Annotated in this window: 21 protein-coding genes; 9 read left to right on the plus strand and 12 right to left on the minus strand. The window is 69.2% G+C overall.

What is annotated here, in order from left to right:
• Positions 1–43 precede the first annotated feature (43 nt).
• The 6 genes from JRI60_RS50485 to JRI60_RS50510 form a co-directional block, all read right to left on the minus strand.
• Entirely contained in the window at positions 44–1,078 is a 1,035-nt protein-coding gene (locus JRI60_RS50485) for an alpha/beta fold hydrolase (protein WP_204223299.1), read from the minus strand.
• Between the two features lie 2 nt (positions 1,079–1,080).
• Complete coding sequence (locus tag JRI60_RS50490) at positions 1,081–2,739, minus strand: hypothetical protein (RefSeq protein ID WP_204223300.1); 1,659 nt, start codon at positions 2,737–2,739, stop codon at positions 1,081–1,083.
• A 45-nt stretch (positions 2,740–2,784) separates the two neighbouring features.
• Entirely contained in the window at positions 2,785–3,399 is a 615-nt protein-coding gene (locus JRI60_RS50495; RefSeq protein ID WP_204223301.1) for a hypothetical protein, read from the minus strand.
• Between the two features lie 198 nt (positions 3,400–3,597).
• Entirely contained in the window at positions 3,598–5,145 is a 1,548-nt protein-coding gene (locus tag JRI60_RS50500) for an acyl-CoA synthetase (protein WP_204223302.1), read from the minus strand.
• Between the two features lie 47 nt (positions 5,146–5,192).
• Entirely contained in the window at positions 5,193–6,188 is a 996-nt protein-coding gene (locus tag JRI60_RS50505; RefSeq protein WP_204223303.1) for a 3-oxoacyl-ACP synthase III family protein, read from the minus strand.
• Positions 6,185–6,835, minus strand: a complete 651-nt coding sequence (locus tag JRI60_RS50510; RefSeq protein WP_430384357.1) for a TetR/AcrR family transcriptional regulator — start codon at positions 6,833–6,835, stop codon at positions 6,185–6,187. The genes JRI60_RS50505 and JRI60_RS50510 overlap by 4 nt, the downstream gene beginning before the upstream one ends.
• 140 nt (positions 6,836–6,975) lie before the next feature.
• On the opposite strand from JRI60_RS50510, the gene JRI60_RS50515 reads away from it, so the two are divergent.
• Complete coding sequence (locus JRI60_RS50515) at positions 6,976–7,722, plus strand: SDR family oxidoreductase (RefSeq protein WP_204223305.1); 747 nt, start codon at positions 6,976–6,978, stop codon at positions 7,720–7,722.
• 463 nt (positions 7,723–8,185) lie between these two features.
• On the opposite strand, the gene JRI60_RS50520 is transcribed toward JRI60_RS50515, so the two are convergent.
• Both JRI60_RS50520 and popC read right to left on the minus strand, forming a co-directional pair.
• Positions 8,186–8,584 (minus strand): hypothetical protein, encoded by a 399-nt coding sequence (locus JRI60_RS50520; RefSeq protein WP_343213381.1) that lies wholly within the window; start codon positions 8,582–8,584, stop codon positions 8,186–8,188.
• A gap of 57 nt (positions 8,585–8,641) precedes the next feature.
• Positions 8,642–10,060, minus strand: coding sequence for a subtilisin-like protease PopC (gene popC / locus JRI60_RS50525; RefSeq protein ID WP_204223306.1), 1,419 nt, complete (start codon positions 10,058–10,060; stop codon positions 8,642–8,644).
• Positions 10,061–10,543: 483 nt separating this feature from the next.
• On the opposite strand from popC, the gene JRI60_RS50530 reads away from it, so the two are divergent.
• The 3 genes from JRI60_RS50530 (at position 10,544) to JRI60_RS50540 (ending at position 13,696) form a co-directional block, all read left to right on the plus strand.
• Positions 10,544–11,359 (plus strand): prolipoprotein diacylglyceryl transferase, encoded by an 816-nt coding sequence (locus tag JRI60_RS50530; protein WP_204223307.1) that lies wholly within the window; start codon positions 10,544–10,546, stop codon positions 11,357–11,359.
• A gap of 176 nt (positions 11,360–11,535) precedes the next feature.
• Positions 11,536–13,059: a hypothetical protein gene (locus JRI60_RS50535; protein WP_204223308.1), complete on the plus strand. Its 1,524-nt coding sequence runs from the start codon at positions 11,536–11,538 to the stop codon at positions 13,057–13,059.
• Between the two features lie 58 nt (positions 13,060–13,117).
• On the plus strand, positions 13,118–13,696 hold the full coding sequence (locus JRI60_RS50540; protein WP_239470208.1) for a class I SAM-dependent methyltransferase: 579 nt from the start codon (positions 13,118–13,120) through the stop codon (positions 13,694–13,696).
• 39 nt (positions 13,697–13,735) lie between these two features.
• Here JRI60_RS50540 and JRI60_RS50545 read toward each other — a convergent pair whose 3' ends face one another.
• Both JRI60_RS50545 and JRI60_RS50550 read right to left on the minus strand, forming a co-directional pair.
• Complete coding sequence (locus JRI60_RS50545) at positions 13,736–14,701, minus strand: sigma-70 family RNA polymerase sigma factor (RefSeq protein WP_204223309.1); 966 nt, start codon at positions 14,699–14,701, stop codon at positions 13,736–13,738.
• Positions 14,698–15,999 carry a phytoene desaturase family protein gene (locus JRI60_RS50550; protein WP_204223310.1) on the minus strand — a complete coding sequence of 434 codons (1,302 nt, stop codon included), beginning with the start codon at positions 15,997–15,999 and terminating at the stop codon, positions 14,698–14,700. The genes JRI60_RS50545 and JRI60_RS50550 overlap by 4 nt, the downstream gene beginning before the upstream one ends.
• Before the next feature lie 226 nt (positions 16,000–16,225).
• On the opposite strand from JRI60_RS50550, the gene JRI60_RS50555 reads away from it, so the two are divergent.
• Positions 16,226–17,143, plus strand: a complete 918-nt coding sequence (locus JRI60_RS50555) for an alpha/beta fold hydrolase (RefSeq protein ID WP_204223311.1) — start codon at positions 16,226–16,228, stop codon at positions 17,141–17,143.
• A gap of 370 nt (positions 17,144–17,513) precedes the next feature.
• Here the strand turns inward: JRI60_RS50555 and JRI60_RS50560 are convergent, their stop codons facing one another.
• Positions 17,514–17,795, minus strand: a complete 282-nt coding sequence (locus JRI60_RS50560; protein WP_204223312.1) for a rhodanese-like domain-containing protein — start codon at positions 17,793–17,795, stop codon at positions 17,514–17,516.
• A gap of 64 nt (positions 17,796–17,859) precedes the next feature.
• Between JRI60_RS50560 and JRI60_RS50565 the strand changes: the two genes are divergently transcribed.
• The 4 genes from JRI60_RS50565 (at position 17,860) to JRI60_RS50580 (ending at position 25,391) form a co-directional block, all read left to right on the plus strand.
• A complete protein-coding gene (locus JRI60_RS50565; RefSeq protein ID WP_204223313.1) occupies positions 17,860–18,378 on the plus strand; it encodes a GreA/GreB family elongation factor in 519 nt (172 codons plus the stop codon).
• Between the two features lie 94 nt (positions 18,379–18,472).
• Positions 18,473–20,146: a sensor histidine kinase gene (locus JRI60_RS50570; protein ID WP_204223314.1), complete on the plus strand. Its 1,674-nt coding sequence runs from the start codon at positions 18,473–18,475 to the stop codon at positions 20,144–20,146.
• Between the two features lie 102 nt (positions 20,147–20,248).
• On the plus strand, positions 20,249–22,780 hold the full coding sequence (locus JRI60_RS50575; RefSeq protein WP_204223315.1) for an ATP-binding protein: 2,532 nt from the start codon (positions 20,249–20,251) through the stop codon (positions 22,778–22,780).
• A gap of 133 nt (positions 22,781–22,913) precedes the next feature.
• Positions 22,914–25,391 (plus strand): hybrid sensor histidine kinase/response regulator, encoded by a 2,478-nt coding sequence (locus JRI60_RS50580; protein ID WP_204223316.1) that lies wholly within the window; start codon positions 22,914–22,916, stop codon positions 25,389–25,391.
• 35 nt (positions 25,392–25,426) lie between these two features.
• Here JRI60_RS50580 and JRI60_RS50585 read toward each other — a convergent pair whose 3' ends face one another.
• Positions 25,427–26,230 (minus strand): M57 family metalloprotease, encoded by an 804-nt coding sequence (locus tag JRI60_RS50585; RefSeq protein WP_204223317.1) that lies wholly within the window; start codon positions 26,228–26,230, stop codon positions 25,427–25,429.
• Positions 26,231–26,293 lie beyond the last annotated feature (63 nt).

Below are 26,293 nucleotides of genomic sequence, written 5' to 3' on the forward strand. Positions count from 1 at the left end.
AGCGGTGAGGAGACCGCCGCCTGTCCCTTCGCGGGGAGGCTCCCTACTTCCCGGAGCCTCCGGACTCCAGCCCCTTCAGGAACGCGAGCACCTGCTCGTTGTACTCCTGGGGGCAATCCATCTGGACGGTGTGGCCGCAGCCCTCCAGCCCCACCAGTTGCGAGCGCCGGATGTGCTCGTGCCCGTACATCATGACGTCGCGCGCCTCGCCCCCGTGCAGGAAGGGGTTGGGGATGAGGCGGTCGTCCTCGCCGTAGACGATGAGCGTGTTCACGGTGATGTTGCCCAGGCTGTCGCGCACGAAGTCGTCATGGGCGAGCCCGTCCACCGTGCGCACGTTGGCGTAGGCGTAGGAGTCGAACTCGGGGCTCTTCGCCACGCGCACGCGCTCCTCGATGAGCCACTCGAGCTCGGGGCGCCAGCGCTCGAAGTTGGACTGGCGCACGCTGCCCCAGATGCCGTACTCGGGCGCGCTCTTGATGAGCTGCGTGCTGAAGGAGCGCTTGAACCAGGCCTGCTCCTTGCGGCTGAACTTCTCGAAGCCCGCGGGCGACGTGAGCACCAGCGCCGACAGGTCATCCGGGTAGCGGATGGCATACGAGAGCGCCGTCTGCCCGCCCATGGAGTGGCCCACCAGGATGGGCTTGTCGATGCACACCTTGCTCGCCAGCTCGTGCACCGCGTCGGCCATGGCCTCCATGGTGTACGGGAACGAGGCGGGCTTGTCGGACTTGCCATAGCCCGGCAGGTCCACGGCGATGACGCGGTAGCCCTGCGCGGCGAAGGTGTCGAGCTGGTAGCGCCAGAACTTCAGGTACGAGCCCAGCCCGTGGATGAAGATGATGGTCCGCTGGCCCTCGGGGTTGAGCTCGACGTAGGCGATCTCCGGCACCCGTGTCATGCCAAGGGCGGCGGCGGTGTTGGACAGCGCGAACCGCTGGAGAGGCCAGGGTTTGCCCTCGGGTGAGGAGTAGTCGAAGTCCTGGAAGGACAGCGGCGGGCGCGAGGAGTACGAGGTGGCGCACCCGGTGGAGAGGCCCGCGAGCAGGAGCAGGCCCAGCGCATTCGAGGTCTTCATGGTCAGAACGCGTACCAGGTGAAGGTGGTGAAGCCGGCCCACGGGTTCGTCGTGACGCGCGGATTGCCGTTGTAGAAGTTGCCTCGGAACATGTAACCGCCGTGCAGGCCCACCGTCATCAGGTAGCGGATGGTGTAGCGGAGCTCGGCGTTGATCTCCGTGCCAATCACGCGGCCGCGCCCCACGCCCGGCGTGTTCTCCGGAGGTGTGACGGTGCTCTCGGCGTAGCCCGCGCCCAGCCGGAGGTTGAGCTTGTTCGGGATGAGGTCATACGCCCCGGTGGCGAGGACCGTCTTCAGGCCGAAGCCCTGGTTGGAGAGGTCCGTCACCGCGCCCGTGTAGTTGTTCGCCGTGCTGGAGAAGGGGAACAGCAGCAACATCTTGTGGTTGAACCACACCGCCCCCGGCAGGCCGTACTGGTTGAGCGTGAAGGCGCTCGTGTAGAGGCCGTCGTCCAGGTTCTTGTCGCCCGTGGAGAACATGCCCTCCAGCGTCACCAGGTCGTTCGACGTGCGCCCGAAGTTGTAGAGCAGCTCCAGGTTGGCCGACAGGCCGCTGATCTCCACCTCGCGGTTGAACGTGGTGTCCGGGTTGGTGCTGGTGTAGCGGCCCCCGTTGTACATGGCGAAGCCCGAGGCTCCGAAGGGACCCGTGCGGAAGTCGATGTTGTGGTGGAAGTTGATGCCCAGCCATCCCACCCAGCCGCTGGGCCGCTCGATGTTGAAGCGCGAGGTCCCCACGAAGGACGGCAGGCCCGTGGAGGACGGACCGCTCCGGAGCAGACCCTCGAAGGCATAGGCCTCGCCCTTGGTCTCGTCGCGCAGGTACCAGGCCGACAGGCCCACGTTCGTCCCCGGCGCCACCGGGTACGCGTAGTCGGCCATGCCCAGCACGGCGTACTTCAGCCGCGGGTCATCCCGCAGCGCCTTGTCCGCCTGTGCACTGCCCAGCGGCAACAGGCTCAACCGCGCATGGCCCTTGGCGTTGCTGAAGACGGAGAGGCCCGTGGCGTCACTGCCCAGGAACGCCAGCTTGTAGCCCGTGCGAATGATGTCGTTGAGCGGCGTGCGCGTCGGGTCGAAGTAGGCGTCGTAGACCGGCTGCGTGCCCACCACGATGGCCAGCTCATTGGGGTTCTTCGTCGGGTAGAGGGCGACGTTGACGTTCTTGGTCTGGATGTTGACCTGGTCGGCGTTGAAGCCGCCGCCCTCGTTCTGCTGCGAGGCATTGGCCGAGCGCCCCCAGAGGTAGTCCACCTCGAGCTGGGCCCGGAAGCTGGCCAGCCCGTCCACGAACAGGGGGCTGTACTCGATGACCGGAATCCAGCGCTGCTCGATGTAGAAGGCCGGGCCTCCCCGCTCCACACGCACCGCGCTGCCCGCCGGCATGCCGATGGGTCCCAGCGTCACGCCCTTCAGGCCGGACGGGTCCGCGATCTCGTTGGTGGCCGTGGCTCGCGTGAAGAAATAGTTGATGAGGATGAACTCGCGAGGCTCCGCGTCCTCGTCGCGGTTCTTCGCCTCGTACCATCCCGCGTAGGCACCCGGCAGGGGCGTGCTCCCCTGCGCCTGGGCGGGCAGTGAGAGCCCCACCGCCCCCAGGGCCAGCGCCAGCGCGCACCCTCGCAGCCGTCCTTCTGTCTCCGACAACCGCCACGTCATATGCGTCTCGTCTCCAGGAGAGGAGCGCGCCGGGGAGGCCGCTCCTTACTGGATGGTGTAGGTCTGCACCGCGTTCCCAGTAAAGGGCTGCTTGTTGAAGATGACCGTCGGCGCGCCCACTTCCCCATCCGCGCAGCGGCTGCCCGTGGCCTGGTTCTCGAAGAACAGCTCCACCTTCAGCGTCTTGCCGTCCTGGCTCACCTGGCCCCGCCCCATCTGCTTGAAGATCCCGAAGTTGTACGTCACGTCGAAGCAGCTCCCGTCCTCCTTCACGTTCTCGATGAGGACCGTCTTCGTCGTGAAGTCCGACTGGCCCGACTTCGTCGTGCGGTCACACTTCTGCACCCCAGGCGAGGTCTCGCGCAGCGTCCCCAGGTCGCCAACGACGCGGTACTGGCCACCCGCCACCGTCATCGTCACGAGCACGTAGCACTGCGTGTTGGGGCCCAGGTTCGTGTCCTCGCTGTACCCATTGGGATGGCTCGGGATGTTGTCCCCCGTCATCACCAGCGTCTTCCCCTCGAGGTACGTGCTGATCTTGTCCGCCGTGTTGTACTTCGGCCCCGTGTCCGGGTTGCCCGGCGTGGGAGTCGTGTCGTCACCGCAGCCCACCAGGCCCAGCGTGCACAGCATCACCGCCGACAGCAGTTGCTTCTTCATTTGACAGTCCCTCTCCCCCCGGCTCGTGCCGGCTTTTACTGACTCGACTTGTCTGGGATTGTCCCTCGTGACCCGGCGGGGACGACCCTCACCCTGGCCCTCTCCCAGAGGGAGAGGGGATTGACTCGGGTTCAACCCGGGGCCCTGGTACCCTCACCCCGACCCTCTCCCGGAGGGAGAGGGGATATTTTCTTGGGCTCAGCTCTTGTCGGATGCGATGGCCCGCTCTCGCAGCTCTCGCTTGAGAATCTTTCCCGCCGCCGACACCGGCAGCGCCGACACCAGCTCCACCTTCTTCGGCACCTTGTAGCGCGCCACCCGGTTCCGCAGGTGCTCCAGCAGTGCATCCGGCGTGGCCGATGCCCCCGGCTTGAGCACCACGAAGGCACGCCCCACCTCGCCCCACTTCGGGTCGGGCACCCCCACCACCGAACAGGCCTGCACCGCCGGGTGCTCGTAGAGCACCGTCTCCAGCTCCAGCGGGTACACGTTCTCCCCTCCGGAGATGAACATGTCCTTCTTGCGCCCGACGATGAAGTAGAAGCCGTCCTCGTCCCGTCGTGCCAGGTCGCCCGTGTGGAACCAGCCCCCAGCGTCGATCGCCTCCGCCGTGGCTTCCGCGTTCTCGAAGTAGCCCGAGCACATCGACGGCGCCTTGAGGATGAGCTCGCCCGTTCCGCCCTCGGGCACGTCCCGGCCATCGTCATCCACCAGCCGCGCGTCGATGAAGTAGTTGGGCCGACCGATCGAGCCCGCCTTCGTCACCGCGAACTCCGCACCCATGCTGAAGATGCCGGGCCCGAACTCCGTCATGCCGAAGCCCTGCTTGAAGGGCACCCGGTGCACCGCCTGCCACGCCTGCAACAGCGGCACCGGCAGCGGCGCCCCTCCGCTCGTCACGAAGCGCACGCTCGACAGATCCGTCGTCCGGAAGCGCGGCGAGTCGTACATCTGCTGGTACTGCGTCGGCACCGCGAAGAAGAGCGTCACCTTCTCGCGCTCCACCAGCCGCAGCATCTCGTCCGCGTCCCAGCGGCGCATCAGCACCACCGTGCCCCCACACGTGAGCATCGGCACCGTGTACACGAGCAGTCCGCCCGTGTGGAACATCGGCGTGTGCGTCACCGTCACGTCCCCGGGCCTCACCTCGTGGATGAGCGTGTTGAGCGTGTTCCACGCCACCATCCGGTAGCTGATCCTCGCCCCCTTCGACTTCCCCGTCGTCCCGCCCGTGAACAGCAGGCAGATGATGTCCTCCTCGCTCACCTGCTCGTTCGTCACCTTCGAGGCCGACACGTGCGCCAGCGCCTCGGCGTACGGTCGGCTCTCCGGCAACCCCTGCCCGTCCAGGTGGACGAGCTTCAGCGAGTCGCCCACCTGCTCGCGCACCGCGGCCACGCTGTCGCGGAAGTCGTCGCTGAAGAGCAGCACGCGCGGGCCGGTGTCCCGCACCAGGTCCGTCAGCTCCTGCGCGTGCAGGCGCCAGTTGAAGGGAACGAAGATGGCGCCCAGCTTCCCGCAGGCGAAGAACGCATCCAGGTTCTCCACCCCGTTGTGGGCCACCAACCCCACCCGGTCTCCCCGCGACACGCCGGCCACGTCCCGCAGCCAGCCCGCGAGCGCCTCGGCGCGCGCGTTCATCGCCCGGTAGGTGAAGCGGCCGGACTCTCCCCTGGCCACATCCACCACCGCGGTGTGCTCCGGCCAATACATGGCCCCACGACCCATCCAGTCGCCGATGAACATGCTCCGTCCCCTCCGTCGGTTGTGTTCTCAGTCGCCCAGGCGACCGCTCAGGCCGTCCAGCGGTACAGCGCCGAGGCCATCGCCAGGCCGCCGCCGCTCGCGCACAGGGCCACCAGGTCGCCCTTCTTCACCCGGCCCTCCACCACCGCGTCATCCAGCGTCATCGGGATGCACGCCGAGCCCGTGTAGCCCCACTTGTCCATCGTCCAGTTCGTCTTGGACATGGGCTGCTCCAGCACCTTCATCGTCGCCTCGATGGTGCGCAGGTTCAGCTGCGTGAAGACGAAGTGGTCCACGTCGTTCATCGTCAGCTTCGCCCGCTCCAGCAGCTGCTTGAGCAGCATCGGCCAGCGCTCGGTGTTGAAGGTCGCCGGGAACTTGCGCACGAACTGCACCGCCGGCTTGCCGTTCGTCAGCGCCAGCGTCTCCGCCGTCGACGGCCGGTACGTGCCTCCCGTGTAGACGCCCAGCGCGTCGTGGTACTCGCCCGCCGCCAGCAGCTTCGCGCCCAGGAAGCCCGGCTTGTCACTCGCCCCCAGCACCACCGCGCCCGCTCCGTCCGCGAAGAGCGTGCACGTCTTCTTGTCCTTCCAGTTGATGTACCGCGACATCCCGTACGCGCCCACCACCAGCACGCGCTGGTAGCTCTCGTCCGCGGCGATCGTCTTGCTCGCCACGTCCAGCGCCGTCACCCACCCCGCGCACGCGCAGTTGAGGTCGTACGTGCCCGCGTTGCCCGCCCCCAGCTTCGCCTGCACCACCGAGGACGTCGCCGGGCTCAGGTAGTCCGGCGTGTCCGTCGCCACCACGATGAGATCCAGCTCGCCCGGCTTCACGCCCGCGCGCTCCATCGCCTGCTTCGCGGCGGCCACGCACAGATCACTCGTCACCTGATCATCCGCCATCAGGTGGCGCTGCTTGATGCCCACGTTCTGCTGCAGCCACGCATCCACCGGCTCGCCGATGATGCGCTCCACGTCGGCGTTGGTGAGGACCTTCTCGGGGACGTAGCGGCCAGTGGCCAGGATGTTCGCGTACCTCATCGGCTCCTGCTCCGCGGGACCCGGGGCTTGCGCCGCCCCTTCCCGCTCTCTGTGTCTGCCCCGGCTGGACGTGCGTCCATGCCGTGGCGGATGAAATCCATCGCGGTGTCCAACACGTGCTCCAGCCCGCCCTCCCCCTCCCACAGCACCCAGCGCATCCCCAGGAAGTCCCCCAGCCCCATCAGGCAGTAGGCCAGCGCCTCCGGGTCCATCCGCCGCACCTCGCCCGCCTCCATGCCCTTCACCAGGCCCGACACGTACCCCTTGGCGAAGCGGTCGTAGTAGCGCCGGTAGCACTCCTCGTCGACGAACTCGGCCTGACGCACGATGCGGTACAGGTTGCGGTTGCTCCCCACGAACTGGAAGAACGCCCGCAGGCCCTCGCGCTCCACCTGCATCCGGTCCTCACACGCCGCCACCGACTCGGCGATGAGCCGCCTCAGCCTCGCCCCCAGCTCGTCCACCACCTCCACGAAGATGGACTGCTTGTCCGGGAAGTAGACGTAGAAAGTCCCCAGCGCTACCTCCGCCTCTCGCGTAATGTCCGCGATGGAGGCATGCTCGTAGCCCTTCTCACCGAAGACGGTCTGCGCCGCCACGAGCAGCTTCTGGCGCGTGCGCTGTCCTCGCGGGGTCGCGGGCACCATGCGCTCGATTGACGAAGTTGAAGACCGATTCATCTTTCAACCTTGCGTAACACCCCCCTCGCGGTATTGTCAAAAGCTGTCATTCACACGCTGGCGCACACCCCGATGCTACGCATTGCGTCAGCCAGGAGAAGCACCACATGCAGCTCAAGGACTTGAAGGTCATCGTCACGGGCGGCGCCCAGGGCATGGGCGCTCACTTCGCCACCCGCCTGCACGAGGCCGGCGCCAAGGTCGCCGTGGGCGACGTCAACGAGGAGCGCCTCGCCGCCCTCCCCGCCGCCATCCACCGCCGCCGCCTGGACGTCTCCAAGGAGGAGGAGTGTGTCTCCTTCGTCCAGTGGGCCCACGAGTCCATGGGCGGCCTCAATGGCCTCATCAACAACGCCGGCATCCTCCGCGACTCGCTCCTGGTGAAGAAGGACAAGGCCACCGGCGAGGTGAAGAAGCTGTCCACCGCCGACTGGAACGCCGTCATCGGCGTCAACCTCACCGGCGCCACCTTCATGGTGCGCGAGGTGGTGGCGAAGATGGTCCAGACGGATCAGCGCCCCGGCGTCATCGTCAACATGAGCTCCATCGCCCGCCACGGTAACCGCGGGCAGAGCAACTACGTGTCCGCCAAGGCCGCACTCGCCGCCAACACCGTCACCTGGTCGCGCGAGTTCGCCCCCTTCGGCATCCGCGTGGGCGCCGTCGCCCCCGGCATGGTCGAGACCCCCATGACCCAGGGCATGAACCAGAAGGCCCGTGACGCCCTGGTGGCCAACATCCCCGTGGGCCGCATCGGCCTGCCCGAGGACCTGTGGATCGCCGTGAAGTTCGTCCTCGAGTGCGACTACTTCAACGGCCGCACCATCGACGTGGACGGCGGCCTCAACATGTAGGCTGGTCCACGGCACGTGTAGGCTGGTCAACGGGCCGGTGCGCAGGGGTCGTCAGACCCTTTCGCCCGGCTCGTTCGTTTCAACCGAATGGTGGCGAGATACGGCTCGGTGGGGGGCACGGCAGGCGGGCGGGCAGACCCTCACCCCAGCCCTCTCCCAGGGGGAGAGGGGGCAGACGCGGACCTGTCCCGTGGGACGAGGGCAAAAGGGGTGCAAGGTGGGACTTCTTCTCGTGGATGCAAGCGCAACGGGCGTTCAGGGGGTTGCCGCTTGGAAGTCAAGTGAGTAAATCATTTCCAGTCGGGAATAGTCGGGACGCTCGGAAGGTCGAAGAAGGCAGGCGAGGCAGCGCCCCCCCAGGAGGCGCACCGCCGTGAGCCGGGCGAACCGGAAGCTGTAGGGAAGTCCCGACCGTCGAGGGGAACCTCGAGCCCCGCTCAGGTGTCCATCCTGAGGGGCTGGCTCAGGTGTACATCTCGAGACCCGCGGTGCGCCCCGCCTCGAACTCCGGCGCGCGCTGCAGCTGCTCCAACACCCGGGGCGTGCAGTAGAGCGTCACCATGGGCGTGGAGCCGGGCTCGCTGATCCACCTCACGGCGCCCATGAGCTGGTGCGCCTGGAGGTAGCTCAGCACCGAGTCCCGAAACTGCTTGCTCTGCTCGCAAGCGGATTTGTGGACGAGCGAGCGGTCTCGCTGAATGGACGGGTGCCACACGGCTCCGGGCTCTTCCCGGGGCATGACCAGGGCCTCGATCCACCCTTGCGCGCTCTCCACCCGGGAACCGGGCAGGGGCGTGACGGCGGACATCCGTGGAAAGCGGCCGGAGGTCCGGCGCGGTGAGGTGGCTGTCTTCCTGCTCATCCCACTTCCTCCTCGACAGGCCCGGCGCTCACCTGGCGCCGGCCCTGGCTGCCGCCACTACCTGTAGACCGCCAGACCCTGACCGGCACGTCCGGCAGGCGTCTTGGGCAGCTTCAACGTATTGTCCAGAATCAAATCCCTGACTTCCAGTGCCGTCAAGTCGGGGGAACGGCAGCGATATAGCGCGGCCAGACCCGCGACGTAAGGGGCGGCCATGCTCGTTCCGCTCATTCGTTCATAGAACGCCTGATTGTTACACCTTCGTTCTGTGCTCGAGTAGACGTTCACGCCATAACCCATCACGTCGGGAACAGATCTCTGACCGACCACGCCGCTGGCCGAGAAGCTGGCCACGCGCCTCGAGAAGTCGACCGCCCCCACGGAGAGGGCCTCTGGGAAGGCCGCCGGGTAACCAGCCGTGCCAGCGCCTCCGTTACCGGCCGCAACCACGGGCAGGACGTTGGAGTCCACCAGCCGGCGCACCAGCGTCTGCAGGGCCCGGATGTTCAGGCGGTACTCCATGTCGCTGACTCCGGGCGGAGGCTGCACGGGGAACCCCAGGGACATGTTCACCACCGCGGGACGCGTGGCGTTCTCGGGACGTGAGAACTGGTGTAGCAGCCACTCCATGCCGGCGGCTACCCGGCCCAGGCTGGTCCGTATGGTTTCGGACTCGATGACCGAGGCGACGTAGAGGTCCACCTCCGGAGCAACGCCGTGGTGGGTGCCCGCGGCGACACCCACCACGTGGGTGCCGTGGCCGTCCGGGTCGAAGCCGCGCACGTCACGCGCCGGGTTGTGCGGCGAGTTGGGGAAGAGCGAGACGTAGCGGAACTGGATGAGGCGGTTCTGGTGCTCGGGGTGATCGGCGTCCACGCCGGTGTCGAGGATGCCGAGCATCACCCCCGCGCCCCGGATGCCCTGGGCATGCGCGGAGAGGACGCCGCACTCCTCGGGCCACTCGCGCCGCTGGAGCGAGGACAGGCCCTGGTTGCGCGGCCCCATCTGCCCGGCGGACACCGGGCCCGGGAAGGTGAGCTGCACCGTGTCCGGGATGAACTCGAAGTCGCGTCCCAGCTCCTCCCGGGCGATGCGCTCGGCCTGCTCCGTGTTGAAGTGGGCCATGGTGGCGCCGATGAGCGGCATGTGCCGATAGGTGCCCACCTCCGAGGCGGACGCCGACTCCATCATCACCGGCCCCTCCGAGGCCGAGACCGCCACGTCGACCTCGTTCTTGCGGCCGCGGCCCCTCGCCTTGCGGCTCTTGGTGGGAGAGGTGCTCACCTCGGGCAGCCGCCCGGGCAGGGTCGCGGAGCGCAACCCGAGGCTGCGCAGCATGTCCGGAGCCCGCCCGCTGATCATGAACTGCAGGGCGGTGCTGCGCTGCAGCACCCGCTCTCCCTGCTCCGTGCCCCGCACGCCCGGATGGGCTTGGGTCTCGATCGACTCCTTCGGAACCAGGAGATAGGACTTCATGGTGGGTTCGCTCCTTTACAGAATAACGACGGCACTGACTGCGCGCGCGGGACCTGGGATGGACGCCGGCCGCGCCCTGGCGGAGGCGGGGTGGGACACCGTCGTCGTTCACACGTCCGGCTCACAGTGCGACTAGAGCGGTCCCCCCTGACATGAAACGGCGGAGTTCCCGCTGTGGACACCTCGGATGGCCCGGGGCGTTCCACTGGATGACTTTCACAACGTACGAAACCGGAAAGCATTCACAGGTAGGAAGCCTAATACGGATCGTGACAGGTCGGGAAATAGCCGCCCGGCCCCGCGCGGGCCCGACAAACCGGCCTCGAGCACGTTCAAGCTCCTCCGGGCTGTTCTGTCGGGTGGACTGACGGTCGAGCTCCCGCCCTCCGGACAGGCACGGGAAGGCCCTCCCCCCATGATTTGTTCGCCACCCTGGCGGCAGGCGGACTATGGGTGTCTTCCGTCCGCCCGCCGGAGAGTCTCGTGATCCCCTACCTGCACGTCCCTTCCATCAAGCTCGGCCCCCTCACCATCGAGCCCTTCGGCATCTTCGTGGCGATGGGCATCCTCCTCGCCGCCCGCCTCCTGGTCCGCCAGGCCGAGCGAGAGGGCCTCGATTCCACGCCCCTCCAGGACTATGCCCCCTGGGGTGTCGGTGTGGGTGTCGTGGTCGGCCACCTCTTCCACCTGTTCGCCTACCACCCCGAGGAGCTCTCCAAGAGCCCGTTCCAGATCTTCAAGGTGTGGGATGGACTCTCCTCCTTCGGCGGGCTGATCGGCGGCATCCTCGCCGCGGTCTTCTTCTTCCGGGCCCGCAAGCTGCGCTTCCGCGACTACGCCGATGCCTTCGCGCTCGCGGTGGCCCCCGGCTGGGCCGTCGCCCGGCTCGGCTGCTTCGCCGTGCACGACCACCCCGGCGTCCGCACCGACTTCTTCCTCGCCATCGACTTCCCCCTGCCCCTGGGGCCCCGTCACGACCTGGGCCTCTATGACGCCGCCTTCCTCTTCGCCATCTCCGGCCTGCTCTGGGGCCTGCGCAACGCCGGCAAGCTGCGCGGGAAGCTCCTGCCCCTTCTCTCCCTCCTCTACGCCTTCGGCCGCTTCTTCTTCGACTCCCTGCGCGCCACCGACCTGTCCTATGTCGACTCCCGCTACCTCGGCCTGACGCCCGCCCAGTTCGGGTGCTTCGCGCTCGTCGCCTTCGGCCTCTGGGGGCTCGTGAAGTGGCAGGCCCCCGCCAGGAAGCCCACGCCCGCCTCCGGCGCGGGGGGCGGAAGCGTCCACGCACAGGCCCGGTAGGGCCCGAGCCAGACTCCGTTGGGGCACCCAGGGCCTTCCCATCCACCCCGCCGAGGTGAATGGGTGGGCCCTTTCTGCCATCATCCCCCGCAGCCGAAACCTCGTGGGAGCCTTGATCGATAATCCCAAAGGTTTTCGACGACAGCACACCCGCGAAGGGTGAGGGGGAAAAGCAGATGAAGATCGAACGGAGCAGCCCGCAGCGGGTGGAGAGCCAGAACACGGAGAAGCCGGCCGAGGTTCGCACCCAGCAGACCCAAGAGTCGAAGCCGGGCGGCGATACGAACAAGGTGAAGAGCAGCTTCGCCCAGGACGCGTTCCAGGCCGCTTCGTCCTTCACCCAGAAGGCCGCGGCGAAGCTCGGGGGCACGGCCAGCACGAACGCCACGGCGAGCGCCAGCGGCGCGGGAGGCACCCAACCGGCGACGCTCACCCCCACCGAGATGCAGGCCGCCCAGCAGGCCATCGCCAATGCCCATGACGGCCGGGATGCCAGCTATGTGTCGGACTGGCTGAAGAACAACCCGGATCCCGCCAAGCAGTCGGCCTTCATGGACCTGATGTTCCAGTACGGCTCCGTCGCGGGAGAGATTCTCGACAAGACGCAGAACCTGCCGGACGCCGACCGCCAGCGGCTCTCCCGCGCCCTGGACAACGCCTACCGCTCGGGCGCCGTCACCAACCAGGAGCTCAACCAGGCCGTGGCCGAGTCCTACCGGGGCGCCGCTCCCGGCAAGACGCACGAGGCGCTCGCGCAGATCGTCGCAGGCACGCGCAATCCGGACCTCATCGAGACCTACGCCAGGCGCGAGCTGGAGATCGTCCGGTCCGCCGATGGCAACGACACGCAGCGCAGCGCCGCCGCCGCCACGGCCCTCGCGGGGCTCTCCTCGGGCCGACTCCAGGACTTCCTGAAGAACAACTCCGCGGCCGTCGGCGACATGCTCAAGTACATCAACACCGATGTCGACACGAAGTACTCGCCCGCCCTGGGAAAGCTGCTGGACAAGGCCAATCAGATCAATCCCCCCACGACCGAGTCCATCAACCTCTTCAACACGTCCATCGACAAGATTGGCGAGAACACCTCCACCCGCGAGGCCGCCGCCCGGTTCTTCACCCGGCACGGTGACGCGGTGCTCGCCTCCATGCAGGACGCCTCGGGCTCGCTGGGCCTCGATGGACAGAAGAAGATGTCCGAGTTCTTCACCCGGACGCTCTTCTCGCCCCCCTCCTACGAGGGCCAGGACACCTTCCGCAAGAACGTGATGTCGCGGCTGGACAGGATGAACGACAACCTCGCCCGCCACGCCAACGCGAGCCCCCCTCCCGCCGACGCCAAGCGCCAGGCCCGCCTGATGGGCAGCCTCGTGGGCTCCCTGGAAGGCGGCTTCCAGGTCGCCGTCGACGAGCTCAAGAAGCGCAACGACGCCGTCAAGGGCATGGTCGACCTGCTCTTCTCCGCCAAGGGCCTCATCCCCGACATGGCCCTCCCCGGCGCCGGCAAGCTCAAGGACCTGACCATCGATCAGCTCCAGAAGTGGGTGACCTCCAGCCTCCAGGAGAAGGCCCAGGACGCCTCGGACGCCATCCCCTTCCACCGCGCCTTCGGCGAGATGATCGCCAACCCGGACCTGCGCACCGACTACGACGCCGCCCGCGGCGACGCCTTCCTCAACCGCCAGCGCGGTCTGAGCTGAGTCGCTGGCTCTCCCGCCGGGAAGCCTCCTTCCCGGCGCAGTGGTAGGAAGGGGAGTCATGACCGCCAGGGCCCTGCTCTACGACGCCTTCATGACTCCCCTCGGATGGCTCGGTCTCGACCGCGCCCGGCATCGGCTCGTCGCGGGGCTCTCCGGACACGTCCTCGAGGTGGGCACCGGCACCGGGCTCCTGCTCCCCTCCTACCCGCCCTCCGTCTCCTCCACCGTCGCCATCGACATCGACCCCGACATGCTCGCCCGCGCGCGCCTGCGCCGCCCCGGCGTCTCCCTCTTCCAGGCCGATGTCCAGCAACTCCCCTTCCCCGATGGCTCCTTCGATGCCGTCGTCTCCTGTCTCGTCTTCTGCAGCGTCGAGCAGCCCGCTCGCGGACTCGCGGAGATCCACCGCGTCCTCCGCCCCGGCGGCCAGCTCCGCATGCTCGAACACGTCCGCTCTCCCCGCCCCGTCCTCTCCCGTCTTCAGGAGGGGCTCGATCCTCTCTGGTGCCGGCTCTCCGGTGGATGCCATCTCGACCGGCAGACCGTTCCCCTCGTCGAGGCCTCCGGTTTTCGCATCGTCCAGCGGGCGCGCCACCTGCGCGAGGCCGTCGAGGAGCTCGTCGCCGTTCCCGTGTGACTCGGCCTTCCCGTGTGACTCGGGGGGAAGACCCTCACCCTAACCCTCTCCCAGAGGGAGAGGGGATTCACTCAGGTTCGCGAGCTTGCGGGTCGCCAGTACAGAGTGCACCTCGGTGATCCGGCCGTCCGGCCCCGTTTCCACTTTCATGACGATCCTCGGGGCAGTGTGGGGGGTGCTCTCCTTCCACTCCGCCACCAGCGCCGGTAGACCGTTGCACATCCTCAGCTCCATCACCTCCGGCGAGCCTCGCAGCTCCTGCAACCGACGGAAGAAGAGCGCCACCCTCTTCACCCCCACCACCGGCACCTTCGCCGCGTGGAACTCGCCTCCTCCGTCCGACAACGCCCTCACCGGCTCCGCCAGCAACGCCTCCGCCGCCGCCACGTCCCCTGACGCCAGCGCTCCCAGGAACCCCATCAGCGCCTCCCTCGTCCGCTCCTGCAACTCCCGCGTCGGCACGCACCTCGCCCGGTCGTACGTCTCCATCGCCTGTCTCGCCCGATGGTGCGTCACCTTCACGTTCGTCTCGCTCAGCCCCAGGCTCTCCGCCACCTCCCGCACCGAGTAGTCGAACACGTCCCTCAGCAACAGCACCGCCCTCTGCCTCGGCGTCAGCGCCTCCAGTGCCAGCAGGAACGCGAAGGACACGCTCTCCAGCAGCTCGTACCTCCCCTCCGTCGTCCCTCCCCCCGGCAGCTCCGCCTCCACCGACGGCACCGCCTCGTCCCCCGTCTCCAAAGGCGAGGGCAACCACGGGCCCTCGTACCCCTCCCGCTTCCTCCTCCTCAGCCTGTCTCGCGACAGATTCATCGCCACCCGCGTCAGCCACGGGCGCAGCTCCTCCGGTCGCGCCGGCCGCGTCATGAGCGCTCGCGCGTACGTCTCCTGCACCAGCTCGTCCGCGTCCGCCGCCCCCCCCGTCATCCGGTAGCAGAGGCCCCAGAGGAACTTCTCGTGCTCCCTCGCCGCGCTCTCCAGCGCCTCGTGTGCCGTCGACGTCATGCCGCTCGCGCTCCCGCCTCCCTCAGCAGCTCCCGAGCCACCGTCTCGGCGCTCGCCAACGAGGCGTCCACCAGCATCCCCTCCCTCCCCACCCAGTCCCCCACCACGTACAGGCCCCTCACGTGCGCGACCCCGGGCCCCGGTCGTCCCGACAGGCCCTTCTCCTTCGTCGGCAGCGCGTTCATCACCGTCAGCCCCGGAAGGAAGCGTCTCGTCACCACGTGCTCGCGCCAGCCCGGCTGCAGCCGCTCCAACACCTCCTCCAGCTCCCGCTCGCTCGCCTCCGTGTCCTCCCCTCCCAGGTACTTCGCCACGTGCACCAACGCTCCTCCCTCCGGCGCCAGCCTCGCCCACCCCGAGTGCACCGACGCGTACCACGGGCCGTCCACCCCCAGCGCGAACAGCGCCCTCGGCTTCGTCAGCCTCGAGAGCCCCACCTCCAACGACGCCGCCTTCACTGGCACCGACTCCGCCGCCCACCCCGCCAGCACCTCGTCTCCCGGTAGCAGCCCCGCCACCTCCCCCGGCGCCCCCGCCACTACCACCGCCTCCGCCTCGTACTCCGTCCCGTCCGCCAGCTTCAGTCCTCGCACCCGCCCCGGCCCCGCCCCCGTGGCTCCCGTGTCCCGCTCCACCGACTCCACCCGCGCCGACGTCACCACTTCGACTCCCGCGCGCCTCGCCACCTCCGCCAGTCCGTTCACCAGCTCCTTCCAGCCTCCGTCGATGTAGATGACTCCCTTCCTCGCCACCTGGAACTGCGACACCGCCGCGTCCGCCCCCAGCGCGTTCGTGTCCGCGCAGTACGTCGACAGCCGGAAGATGGCCGCCACCACCTCGCGCACCTCCGCCCTCGAGATGTGCTCCTCCAGCCACTCGCGCAGGCTCGTGCCCTCCAGCGCCGCCGCGTCCTCCTTCATCAGCCTCGTCATCACCCGCCCCAGCTCCAGCTTGCCCGCCGCCCCCAGCAGATCCGTCATCAGCAGCGACACCGCACCCGCTGGCAACGCGTGCAGGCGACCGGCTCGCAGCGCCAGGCTTCCTTCCCCTCTCGGTCCCCCGCCTCGCATCGGCACTCCCAGCCCTCCCAACACCCGCGCCGCCGCTCCCCCCAGGTACAGCGCGTGCGGCCCCAGGTTGAACTGGTAGCCCTCCACCTCCGTCGTCCGCGCCCTCCCCCCCAGCTGCCTCGACTTCTCGAAGAGCGTCACCTTCCGCCCTCCTCTCGCCAGCAGCGCCGCCACCGCCAGACCCCCCATTCCTCCTCCCACCACCGCCACGTCCGTCGTCTTCTTCATCTCCGGTCCCTTTCCGAGCCGCCCTTGTTCCTCGGGCTCTCCCCGGACCACGTCGGAGCGTTTTCAAAGGTTACACGCGGCGTTTTCACGGCTCGTTGCACGGTGGGGGCTCGGGGGCTCGATACCCTCACCCCGACCCTCTCCCAGAGGGAGAGGGAGGAGAGGGGGTCTCGGTGTCAGGGGGGGTCGTTAGGGTCGGCCCCCTACCTCACGAGGGATTCTCCGCATGAAGGCTCATCTGTTCCTGCTTCTCGCCTCCACCGCTCTCGGCGCCCCCGCTGCTCACGCCCGGACGGTCCCCTCTTCCGACCGCGTCGTGTCTCCTGACTCCGCCGCCTCCTTCCGCGAGGGCACCGTCCAGCTCTCCACCGGCGTCCAGCTCCACTATGTCGAGCAGGGTCGTCAGGACGGCCCCGTGCTCGTCCTCCTTCACGGCTACACCGATTCGTATCTCTCCTTCGACCGCGTCCTCCCCCTCCTCCCCCGCCGCTTTCACGTCTACGCCCTCGACCAGCGCGGCCATGGCGACTCGTCCCGCCCCTCCTGCTGCTACTCGCAGTCCGATTTCGCCGCCGACGTCGCCGCCTTCCTCGACTCCCAGCACATCCAGCGCGCCGTCCTCGTCGGCCACTCCATGGGCAGCTTCATCGCCCAGCAGGTCGCCCTCGAGCACCCCGAGCGCGTCCAGGCCCTCGTCCTCATCGGCTCGGCTCCCACCGTCCACGGCAACCCCGTCGCCGCCGACCTGATGTCCTACGTCGATACCCTCTCCGACCCCATCGACCCCGTCTTCGTCCGCGACTTCCAGGCCAGCACCTTCTTCCGCCCCATCCCCCCCTCCTTCCTCGACACCGCCGTCTCCGAGAGCCTCAAGGTCCCCGCTCGCGTCTGGCAGGCCTCCCTCGCCGGCCTCATCGCCGAGGACCACTCCGCTCGCCTCGGCGAGATTTCCGTGCCCACCCTCGTCGTCGGTGGTGATCAGGATGGGTTCTTCCCCGTCTCCGAACAGCAGGCCCTCGCCGATGCGCTGCCCCAGGGCTCCTTCGCCCTCTACACGCAGACCGGCCACGCGCCCCATGTCGAGCAGCCCCACCGCTTCGTCCATGATGTGATGCGCTTCCTGCACGGCCTGCGTCAGCAGTGAGCACACCCGGGGGAGGCACCCCGCCCTCCCGGGCGCGCGCCGCGCGAACTGGTCCGACTGTCGGACCAGTTGAGGAAAACCGCGCCCGGCGGGTCCTTCTCCCCTGGTCGGACTTCCCTTCCGACGGCGGTACGAACACCGATGCTGGCAGCCGCTGCTCCCCTAACTCGTCGGCTCCTCCCAGAAGCTCAGCTGCTCCGCCACCGCCAGGGTCTGCGTGGCTCAGTAGGGTGAGCTGGGATCGGGCTCGGGGTCTCGATACCCTCACCCCAACCCTCTCCCAGAGGGAGAGGGAGGAGAGGTTTGCTCGGTAGGGGGTTTGCTCGGCTGGGGTTTTGCTGCTGGGGCAGGCTCGTTGCCCCTCTCTCCCCTACCAGTTGTTCACCGATTTCAGGTCGAAGATGTCCGTGAAACCGTGCGCGCGGAGGATCTGCACCGCCATCGCGCTCCGGCCCCCCGCCAGGCAGTACACCACCACCTTCGTCTGCGGCGGCCCCACCTCCCCCACCCGCTGCGGCAACTCCTGCACCGGGATGTTCCGCGCCGGCTCCGGGTGCCCCTGCCGGTACTCCTCCGGCGTCCTCACGTCCAACAGCACCCACCCCTGCCCCACCAGCTCCCGGGCCTTCTCCGACAGTTCTTTCGGCGTCATGGGCCCCGGACTGTAGCCGGAAACTGGAGCCCCCTCGCCACGGCGCTACAGTCCTGTCGCACCCATGCCACTGCTGGACAAAGAAGAGTTGCTGGCCCAACTCGCCGAGCGTCTCCGTCAGAGCGACCGCGTCGCCCATCGCGCCGAGCTCGAGGCCCGCGAGGCCGCTCGCTCCCTGGCCACCGAGTCCGAGAAGAAGGAAGACGGCCGCGCCGTCATCGAGTACGGCAGCCTCGCCTCCGGCCAGGCCCAACGCGCTCGCCGCGTCCAGGAGGAGCTCAAGGCCCTCTCCGACTTCCAGGACGCCGGCCTCCCCCGCTTCTCTCGCAAGGGCCCCGTCGCCCTCGGCGCCATCATCGACGTCTCCACCGAGGACGAGGATGGCTTCTCCGAGCGCACCTTCTTCCTCCTCCCCGTCGGCGCCGGCACCGAGCTCACTGGCCCCGGCGGCGATGGTTTCCTCTCCGTCATCACCCCCGCCTCCCCCGTCGGCCGCGCCCTCATGGGACGTCGGGCGGGCGACACCATCGAGGTCAACCTCGCCGGCGAGGTACGCGAGTGGACGGTCCTCGAAGTCGTCTGACACCCCCGGCTTGATCGCCGCCCCACTTCATTCCACGATTTCTCGTGAAGAGCAGGCGCTGGGGGGTCCTGCGCCAGTAGGGAGGTCACGAGCCATGGCCATGCTCCGTGCCACCACCAAGGGCATCGTTCCAGAAGAGCCGGACCAGGTCATCACCGCCTCGGCCGCCCACCAGGAAGAGTGGGCCCTCGTCGCGGACCACCCCGATGGCTTCATGGCGCTCTCCGCCGTGCACGCCCCCTCCGGTGAGCTGGTGGACTTCCACTGGCAGTACGCCAACCCAGCCTCCGAGTCCATGCTGGGCATGAGCCTGACTCAAATCCGCGGCCGCGGCCTGCTGGAGCTGCTCCCGGACGTGCGCGCCCGCGGCATCCTCGCCCGCTACGTGCGCGTCGTGGAGACGGGCGAGCCCTACATCGACGAGGTGTGCTTCCCCCTCGCCAACCGCCCGCGCTGGTTCCGCGTCGTCGCCCTCAAGCGCCGCGAGATGCTCACGCTCTGGTTCAGTGAAATCACCCGCCGCAAGCGCGAGGAGATGGAGACGGGCTTCCTCGCCGAGGTCAGCCACCTGCTCACCGCCTCGCTCGACGTGGAGAGCGCCCTGCACGAGCTGGCGCGCCGGTGTGTCCCCACGCTCGGCGATGGCTGTGTCCTCCAGGTGCTCGACAGCGGAGGCCAGCCGCTGCTGCTCGAGACGGTGGCCACCGAGCCCGCCCAGGAAGCACTGCTCGTCGAGGTGATGCGGCGCTTCACCCAGTCCTCCGCCGAGCCCGGCCCCGTGGGCCTGCTGTTGCCCCAGGACACCCCCCAGCTGCTCACCGGGGTGACCCCCACCCTCCTCGCCTCCCTCACCCGCGACGCCGAACACCTGCGCCTCATGCGCATGCTCGGGCCTCGCTCCCTCATGGCCGTGCCCCTGCGCGCGCGCGGACGCACCCTGGGCGTGCTCGCCCTCCTCACCTTCTCCGAGCGCTCCTATGAGCCGGAGGACCTGCGCTTCGCCGAGGACCTGGGAGACCGGGTGGCCCTCTCCGTCGACAACGTCCTGCTCTTCCGCGAGGCCCGTCAGGCCGTCGCCCAGCGCGACGAGTTCTTCACCGTGGCCGCCCACGAGCTGCGCACCCCCACCACCTCCCTCAAGCTCAACGTGCAGTCGCTGCTGCGCGGGGCCCGCCGCGGCGAGGTGGGCGCGCTCCCCGCCCCCCTCATGGCCAAGCTGGAGAACATCGACCGCAACGCCGGCCGGCTCAACGCGCTCGTCAACGAGCTGCTCGACGTCACCCGCATCCACGCCGGCCGGCTGCGCCTGGACCTGGAGGAGGTGGACCTCACCGCGCTCGTCCAGGACGTGGCCGCCCGCTTCGAGCTGCCCGCCACCCAGGCCCAGAGCCCCCTCCTCCTCCACCTCCCCGGCCCCACCCTGGGCATGTGGGACCGGCTGCGTCTGGAGCAGGTGGTGACGAACCTGCTGTCCAACGCCCTCAAATACGGCGCGGGCAAGCCCGTGGTGGTGCGGGTGGAGGCCGACGCCGAGTTCGTCCGGTTGTTGGTGCGCGACGAGGGCATCGGCATCGCCCCGGAGAACCTGCCCCGCCTCTTCGGCCGCTTCGAGCGCGCCGTGTCGGACCGCCACTACGGCGGCCTGGGCCTGGGCCTCTACATCACCCGTCAAATCATCGAGGCCCTGAGCGGCTCCGTGAGCGTCCTGAGCACCCCCGGCGCCGGCGCCACCTTCACCGTCGAGCTGCCCCGCAAGGCCAGCACCTGAGGGACATCCTCCCCCCTCCCACACCTACGCCTGTCGGACGATGGACGATCCACGGACAGGTGGTGGATTTAGTGCGGGCAAGCTGCTTGGAAGGAGGGTTCCATGCGCTCGTCCCCCGAGCCGGGCCCGGAAGCCGAGCCCGCGCGAACGCCACCCTTGCCCCTCACCTGGCCCGCCGCGCTGTTCGGTCTCATCTTCGGCGTGGCGATGACGTACGCGCCGTACGAGTTCCACGCTCCCTCCTTCCGGCCCCTCTACCCGTACGTGCGCGCCATGGGCCTGGCGTACCTGGCCAGCAGCGTCGTGCTCCTGGCCACCCTCCTCTATACGCACGCCCCGCGCTGGCTGGACGTGCTGGGCCGCGTGAGCTTCGGCGCCGTCACCGGCCTGTACTGGTGGGTCCTCAACGTGCGCACCGGGAGCCTCACCGGCGCCATCCTCTACCCGCTGCTGCTGGCCGGGCTGGCGTTGGAGACGTCTCCCGCATGGCGGCGGCGCGAGGTGTTCCGCGGCGTGGTGGCGCTCACCGCGCTGTGCTTCGGGCTCATCCTGCTGGGGGCGCACCAGCACCTGCCCACCGTCTTCTACGCCGCGCTCTCCCCGCTGGCGGTGCCCATGGGGCTCGTCTTCCTGGTCGGCGGAGCCGGGCTGCTGGCCCCGGCGAGCACGCGCTGGCCCTGGCTGCCCCGCGTCCACTTCGGCCTGCTGGCGGTGGGCTTCTTCCTCATGGCCTGGGGCCTGGGCCGCAGCGGCGCGGGGCCAGCCGCCTGCATCTACCTCATCCTCACCCTCACGTGCGCCATCCTGGCCGCCGGCCTGCGCCCCCGCGCCCCACGCACCGTGGCCTTCAAGCTGCTGCGCGGCCTGGCCTTCGCCGGACTGGTGCCGCTGCTGGCCCTGGGCGGCTTCGGCGCCTGGCTCGCCCAGCGCGCCATCGAGCGCCAGGTGCGCGACGACACCGTGCGCGCCGCGGCCGGCGAGGCGGACTTCCTCGTGCGCTACCTGGACGACGCGCGCGAGTCCCTCCAACTGCTGCTCGAGTCCCCCGGCTTCCGCAACGCCTTGGCCTCGCGAGACTCCAAGCTGTTGGAGCTCTACCTGCGCAACCTCCCCGCCCAGGCGCGCGCCTTCGACGCCGCGCTCGCCGTGGACAAGGAGGGCGTGGGGCTCGCCACCTCCTACGGCCACCAGCAGCCAGGCAGCTTCGCCCACCGCGACTACTACGCCGGCGTGCTGAGCACCGGCGCCCCCTACGTCTCCCGCCCCTACGTCAGCCAGCTCGGCCTGCCCCACGTGGCCGTGGCCCTCCCCTTCAAACAGGACGGGAAGCTGGAGGGCATGCTCGTGGGCCTGCTCTCCCTGGAGCGCCTGTCCGCCGCGGTGACACCCGCCGCCCAGCGCTTCCGCGTGCAGGTGCTGGACAGGCGCGGCCTGCTGCTCCTGCGCGACACCCAGCCCGGCGCTCCCCTCCTGAGCGAGGCCCAGCTCCCGAGTGCCCTGCGCCTGCACCTCACCAACATCGACGAGGGCGTGGTGGAGACGTTCGACGCGGAGGACCGGCACATCCTCCTGGCCGCCGACGCGCCCGTGCCCGGCACCGAGTGGAGTGTCGTCGTCACCCAGGACCTGGGGGTGGCCTACCGCGCCATCACCCGCACCAGCGCGGCCTTCATCGCCATGCTGGCCGTGGGCGTGCTGCTCACCCTGGCCCTCTCCCAGTTCGTCGCGAGGGACTTGATGCGCCGCCTGGACACGCTGGTGGAGGCCACCGCCGCCATCGCCCGGGGCGAGCTCAGCCGGCGCGTGCCCGAGGACGACGAGGACGAGCTGGGCGGACTGTGCCGCGGCTTCAACGAGATGGCCTCGCGCACCGAGGCCGCCCAGGGCGAGCTGCGCGAGGCGGTGCGCCTGCGCGAGGAGTTCCTCTCCGTGGCCAGCCACGAGCTGCGCACCCCCCTCACGCCCCTCAAGGGCTTCGCCGCCCTCACCCTCAACCGCATGGAGAAGGGCGGCGACTTCCCCGAGCGCGAGCGCACCCTCAAGGCCCTGCGCTCCATGGCCCGGCAGACGGACCGGCTCACCCGCCTGGTGGATGACCTGCTGGACACCTCGCGCATCCAGGCCGGCCGCTTCGAGCTGGAGCGCGCCCGCGTGGACCTGGTGCCCCTGGTGCGCGAGGTCATCGAGCGCTTCGAGCTGAGGGGCGACGAGGGCCTGCGCTTCTTCTTCGAGTCCCCCCAGGAGCCCGTGGAGGGCGTCTGGGATGGCCCCCGCCTGGAGCAGGTGGTGACCAACCTGCTGTCCAACGCCGTGCGCTACTCCCCCCAGGGTGGCACGGTGCGCGTGGGCTTCCACATCACCCCCGAGTCCGTGGAGCTGCTCGTGCGCGACGAGGGCATCGGCATTCCGCCCGAGAGCCTCGCCTCCCTCTTCCAGCCCTTCGCCCGCGCCTCCAACGCCACCTCGCGGCACTTCGGCGGCCTGGGCCTGGGGCTCTTCATCTGCCGGGAGATCGTCCAGCGCCACGGCGGCACCATCTGGGCCGAGAGCCCCGGCGCCCAGCAGGGCAGCTGCTTCCACGTCCGGCTGCCTCGCGAGGCTCCAGCCGTCGCCCCCACCGCCGCCGTGGGGTGAGGGAGGGGGTCCGCGGACACCCGGTTTCTCGGTGTTTGATGCAGGAGGAGGGGAGGACGGGGTATCGTCCCCTCCACGAGCGAGGCGGTTCCCCCCACCCACCCCGCTCGGTGGTGCCGACCCCCCTCACCGCATGCATTCGAAGCCTCTGCCGACCGACGCGAGCCCCCGTCCTCCTGAGTTGCACGGCACGACGGCCGCACTGGCCCGGCGCGAGCGCTACCTGACCGCACTGGTGGAGATTCAGCAGCGGCTGCTGGCGGCCTCGCCCACGGAGAATTTCCACGAGACCCTGGTGGAGCCGCTGGGAGAGGCCTCGGGAGCCAGCCGGGCCTACATCTTCGAGGCCCACCGCTCCCCGGACGGCAACCTGCTCTTCAGCCAGCGCGCCGAGTGGTGCGCGCCCGGAGTGAAGCCGGAGATCGCCAACCCGGAGCTGCAGGAGATGCACCTCGAGCAGCAGCTGCCGCACGTCTACGAGCTGCTGTCGCGAGGGCAGATCCTCTCCTCGCTGGTGAAGGACCTGCCCGACGAGGAGCGCAGGCTCCTGGAGTCGCAGGACATCCTCTCCGTGCTCTCACTGCCGCTGTGGGTGCACGGCACGCTGTCGGGCTTCATCGGCTTCGACAACTGCGTGGAGGCGCGGGAGTGGGAGAAGCTGGAGGTGGACCTGCTGTGGGCGGCGGCCGGAGCCATCGCGCTGGCGATGGAGCAGCGGCAGTCGGCGCGGTCGCTGCGCGAGCGGGAGCTGCGCTTCCGGCGCATCGCGGAGAACGCCTCGGACGTGCTGTACCGCTACCAGCTGGCGGGCACGCGCAGCTTCGCCTTCGTCAGCGGCGTGGTGACGAAGAACCTGGGCTTCACCCCGGAGGAGCACTACCGGGACCCCGAGCTGTGGCACCGGCAGATGCACCCGGAGGACCGGGAGGTGCTGGAGCAGCTGCTGGCCGAGCCCGAGAAACATGACTCGCCGGTGGTGGTGCGCTTCACCCGGCGGGACGGGCGCACGGTGTGGCTGCAGCACGTGGTGACGCCGGTGATGGACGCCTCGGGGCTGTGCGTGGCGGTGGAGGGCATCGCCCGGGACATCACCGAGCGGCGCCAGTTCGAGGAGGCCCTCAAGCTGTCCGAGGCCAGCTTCCGCATCCTCCTGGAGGGCGTGCCGGACCCGGCGGCGATTCAACGCGACGGGCGCATCGTCTACGCCAACGCGGCGCTGGTGTCCTCGCTGGGCTTCGCGCGCCCGCAGGAGCTGATGGGGCGGCGGCTGCGGGAGTTCGTGCTGGACGAGTCACCCGCGCCCGAGGGCTCGGTGGCGCTGGTGACGGGCGAGCGGCGGCTGATGCGGCGGGACGGGAAGGTGCGCGTGGCGGAGTTCGCCTCGCTGCCGCTGCTCTTCGATGGCGAGCCGGCCGTGGTGTCCATCGCGCGCGACGTCACCGAGCAGCGCCAGTTGCAGAGCCGCCTGTCCCTGGCGGACCGGATGGCCTCCATGGGCACGCTGGCGGCGGGCATCGCCCATGAAATCAACAACCCGCTGGCCTTCGTCATCTCCAACCTGGGCTTCCTGGCGGAGGAGATGAGCCGCTCGCCCGTGCTCGCGCGGGGCCCGGAGGAGTGGCGCTCGGTGCTGGCCGAGGCCCGCGAGGGCGCCGAGCGCGTGCGTCAAATCGTGCGCCAGCTCAAGGCCTTCTCGAGGCCGGACGAGGAGCGGGTGGAGCCGGTGGACGTGCACGCGGTGCTGGAGTCGGCGGTGACGCTGGCCGACAACGAAATCAAGCACCGGGCGCGGCTGCGGCGCGAGTACGGGCCGGTGCCGCGCGTCATGGGCAACGAGGGTCGGCTGTGCCAGGTGTTCCTCAACCTGGTAGTGAACGCGGCGCAGGCCATCCCCGAGGGCGCGGCGGAGCGGAATGAAATCCGCCTGGTGACGCGCGGGGCCCCGGACGGCCGGGTGACGGTGGAGGTGCAGGACACGGGCTCGGGCATCCCCCGGGAGGTGCTCGGGCGCATCTTCGACCCCTTCTACACGACGAAGCCGGTGGGCGTGGGCACGGGCCTGGGCCTGTCCATCTGCCACGGCATCATCACCAGCCTGGGCGGGGACATCTCCGTGGAGAGCGAACTGGGCCAGGGCACCACGGTGCGCGTGGTGCTGCCCGCCGCCGAGGAGTGCGCCCGGGTGGACAAGCCGGTACAGGCCCCGCAGCTGGCACCCACGGCGCAGCGGGGACGGGTGCTCATCGTGGACGACGAGCCCGCGGTGGGACGCTCGCTGAGGCGGATCCTGCGCGAGCACGACGTGGAGCTGGCCACCAGCGGGCGGCAGGCGCTGGAGCGGCTGACGGTGGATGGGCGCTTCCACGTCATCCTGTGCGACGTGATGATGCCGGACCTGGGAGGCAAGGACCTGTACGAGGCCATCCAGCAGGGCGGCTCGGGGCTGGAGCAACGCTTCGTGTTCGTCTCCGGCGGGGCGTTCACCCCGGGGGCGAGGGACTTCCTGGCGCGGGTGCCCAACCCCACCCTGGAGAAGCCCTTCGACGAGGCCGCGGTGAAGCGCGTGGTGCGCGAGCTGGTGCTGCGCAACGCGGAGGCCGTGGGGCTCTGAGCGGAGCGGCCACGGCCAGGCGAACGCGCGGGAGACTACGGGTAGAGCGCGCGGCAGCCCGTCTTGTCCAGGGGGGTCAGCACCAGGTCGCCCGTCTGCGTGCCGGAGCACTGGGGGTAGTGCATGACGGAGGACGTGTCGTAGCTGGTCAGCGCACGCCAGTTGGAGTCCTCGTAGCAACCGGAGGTGGTGGACCGGGTGTGCTCGTGGCGGAAGCCGAGCACGTGGCCCAGCTCATGGCGAATCACTCCGGTGAGCGTCCAGGCGCCCAGGCTGCCGAACGCGCTCGAGTCGATGAGGAGGTTGCGGCTCGCGCGGCTGGTGCAGGGGAAGAACGCGCGCGCCACGTAGCCGGCGCCACTCACCTGACGCACGTCGAACACCACCGCCGTCTGGCTCGCGGTGCAGTTGGAGTCGTAAGCGCTGCTGTGGATGAAGTTGACGTTGCAGGAGGCCTCCCAGGCCGCGGCCGCGCTGTTCATCGCGCTCACCACGGTGCTGTAGCGCGAGCCGAAGGACGAGGAGCTCACGCAGTAAGTGAGATTACGAGCCTGGGTAGAGCTCCACTTACAGTCCGCTCCATTCACGTAATAGACGGCCAGTCCCTTCCCGCTCGTGCCCGTACCCTTGATGAAGTTGTCGTAGTACTCGCGCAGCCCCTCGACGCGCTCGACCGCCTCGTCTCCGTTGACGACGTAGACCTCGCCCTCGTCCTGGATGGCCCCGGCCTTGAACTCCTCGAAAGAGGGAACCTTCTCCTGGGGGGCCTCGGAACCACCGCAGGCGACACCGAAGAAGGCCACACCCGCGAGCAACGTCATCGAACGAGCAGTCCGCATCGAATCCCCACTTTCGCCAATCTTCCAGTCCTGACGGCTTAGGCAGGGTAGCATGATGGGCTG

It is taken from the genome of Archangium violaceum, from assembly GCF_016887565.1.
Lineage (GTDB): Bacteria > Myxococcota > Myxococcia > Myxococcales > Myxococcaceae > Archangium > Archangium violaceum_B.

What these genes read in the sequence shown, in the direction of transcription:
- JRI60_RS50560 (WP_204223312.1), bottom strand. Translation starts at nt 17,795, where the DNA reads ATGACGCCGAAAGAACTGTCGGAGAAGGCCCGGGAGCTGGTGGGGCAG.
- JRI60_RS50540 (WP_239470208.1), top strand. Translation starts at nt 13,118, where the DNA reads ATGACCGCCAGGGCCCTGCTCTACGACGCCTTCATGACTCCCCTCGGA.
- JRI60_RS50485 (WP_204223299.1), bottom strand. Translation starts at nt 1,078, where the DNA reads ATGAAGACCTCGAATGCGCTGGGCCTGCTCCTGCTCGCGGGCCTCTCC.
- JRI60_RS50570 (WP_204223314.1), top strand. Translation starts at nt 18,473, where the DNA reads ATGGCCATGCTCCGTGCCACCACCAAGGGCATCGTTCCAGAAGAGCCG.
- JRI60_RS50580 (WP_204223316.1), top strand. Translation starts at nt 22,914, where the DNA reads ATGCATTCGAAGCCTCTGCCGACCGACGCGAGCCCCCGTCCTCCTGAG.
- JRI60_RS50515 (WP_204223305.1), top strand. Translation starts at nt 6,976, where the DNA reads ATGCAGCTCAAGGACTTGAAGGTCATCGTCACGGGCGGCGCCCAGGGC.
- JRI60_RS50505 (WP_204223303.1), bottom strand. Translation starts at nt 6,188, where the DNA reads ATGAGGTACGCGAACATCCTGGCCACTGGCCGCTACGTCCCCGAGAAG.
- JRI60_RS50500 (WP_204223302.1), bottom strand. Translation starts at nt 5,145, where the DNA reads ATGTTCATCGGCGACTGGATGGGTCGTGGGGCCATGTATTGGCCGGAG.
- JRI60_RS50585 (WP_204223317.1), bottom strand. Translation starts at nt 26,230, where the DNA reads ATGCGGACTGCTCGTTCGATGACGTTGCTCGCGGGTGTGGCCTTCTTC.
- popC (WP_204223306.1), bottom strand. Translation starts at nt 10,060, where the DNA reads ATGAAGTCCTATCTCCTGGTTCCGAAGGAGTCGATCGAGACCCAAGCC.
- JRI60_RS50565 (WP_204223313.1), top strand. Translation starts at nt 17,860, where the DNA reads ATGCCACTGCTGGACAAAGAAGAGTTGCTGGCCCAACTCGCCGAGCGT.
- JRI60_RS50575 (WP_204223315.1), top strand. Translation starts at nt 20,249, where the DNA reads ATGCGCTCGTCCCCCGAGCCGGGCCCGGAAGCCGAGCCCGCGCGAACG.
- JRI60_RS50535 (WP_204223308.1), top strand. Translation starts at nt 11,536, where the DNA reads ATGAAGATCGAACGGAGCAGCCCGCAGCGGGTGGAGAGCCAGAACACG.
- JRI60_RS50545 (WP_204223309.1), bottom strand. Translation starts at nt 14,701, where the DNA reads ATGACGTCGACGGCACACGAGGCGCTGGAGAGCGCGGCGAGGGAGCAC.
- JRI60_RS50555 (WP_204223311.1), top strand. Translation starts at nt 16,226, where the DNA reads ATGAAGGCTCATCTGTTCCTGCTTCTCGCCTCCACCGCTCTCGGCGCC.
- JRI60_RS50490 (WP_204223300.1), bottom strand. Translation starts at nt 2,739, where the DNA reads ATGACGTGGCGGTTGTCGGAGACAGAAGGACGGCTGCGAGGGTGCGCG.
- JRI60_RS50520 (WP_343213381.1), bottom strand. Translation starts at nt 8,584, where the DNA reads ATGAGCAGGAAGACAGCCACCTCACCGCGCCGGACCTCCGGCCGCTTT.
- JRI60_RS50550 (WP_204223310.1), bottom strand. Translation starts at nt 15,999, where the DNA reads ATGAAGAAGACGACGGACGTGGCGGTGGTGGGAGGAGGAATGGGGGGT.
- JRI60_RS50495 (WP_204223301.1), bottom strand. Translation starts at nt 3,399, where the DNA reads ATGAAGAAGCAACTGCTGTCGGCGGTGATGCTGTGCACGCTGGGCCTG.
- JRI60_RS50510 (WP_430384357.1), bottom strand. Translation starts at nt 6,835, where the DNA reads ATGGTGCCCGCGACCCCGCGAGGACAGCGCACGCGCCAGAAGCTGCTC.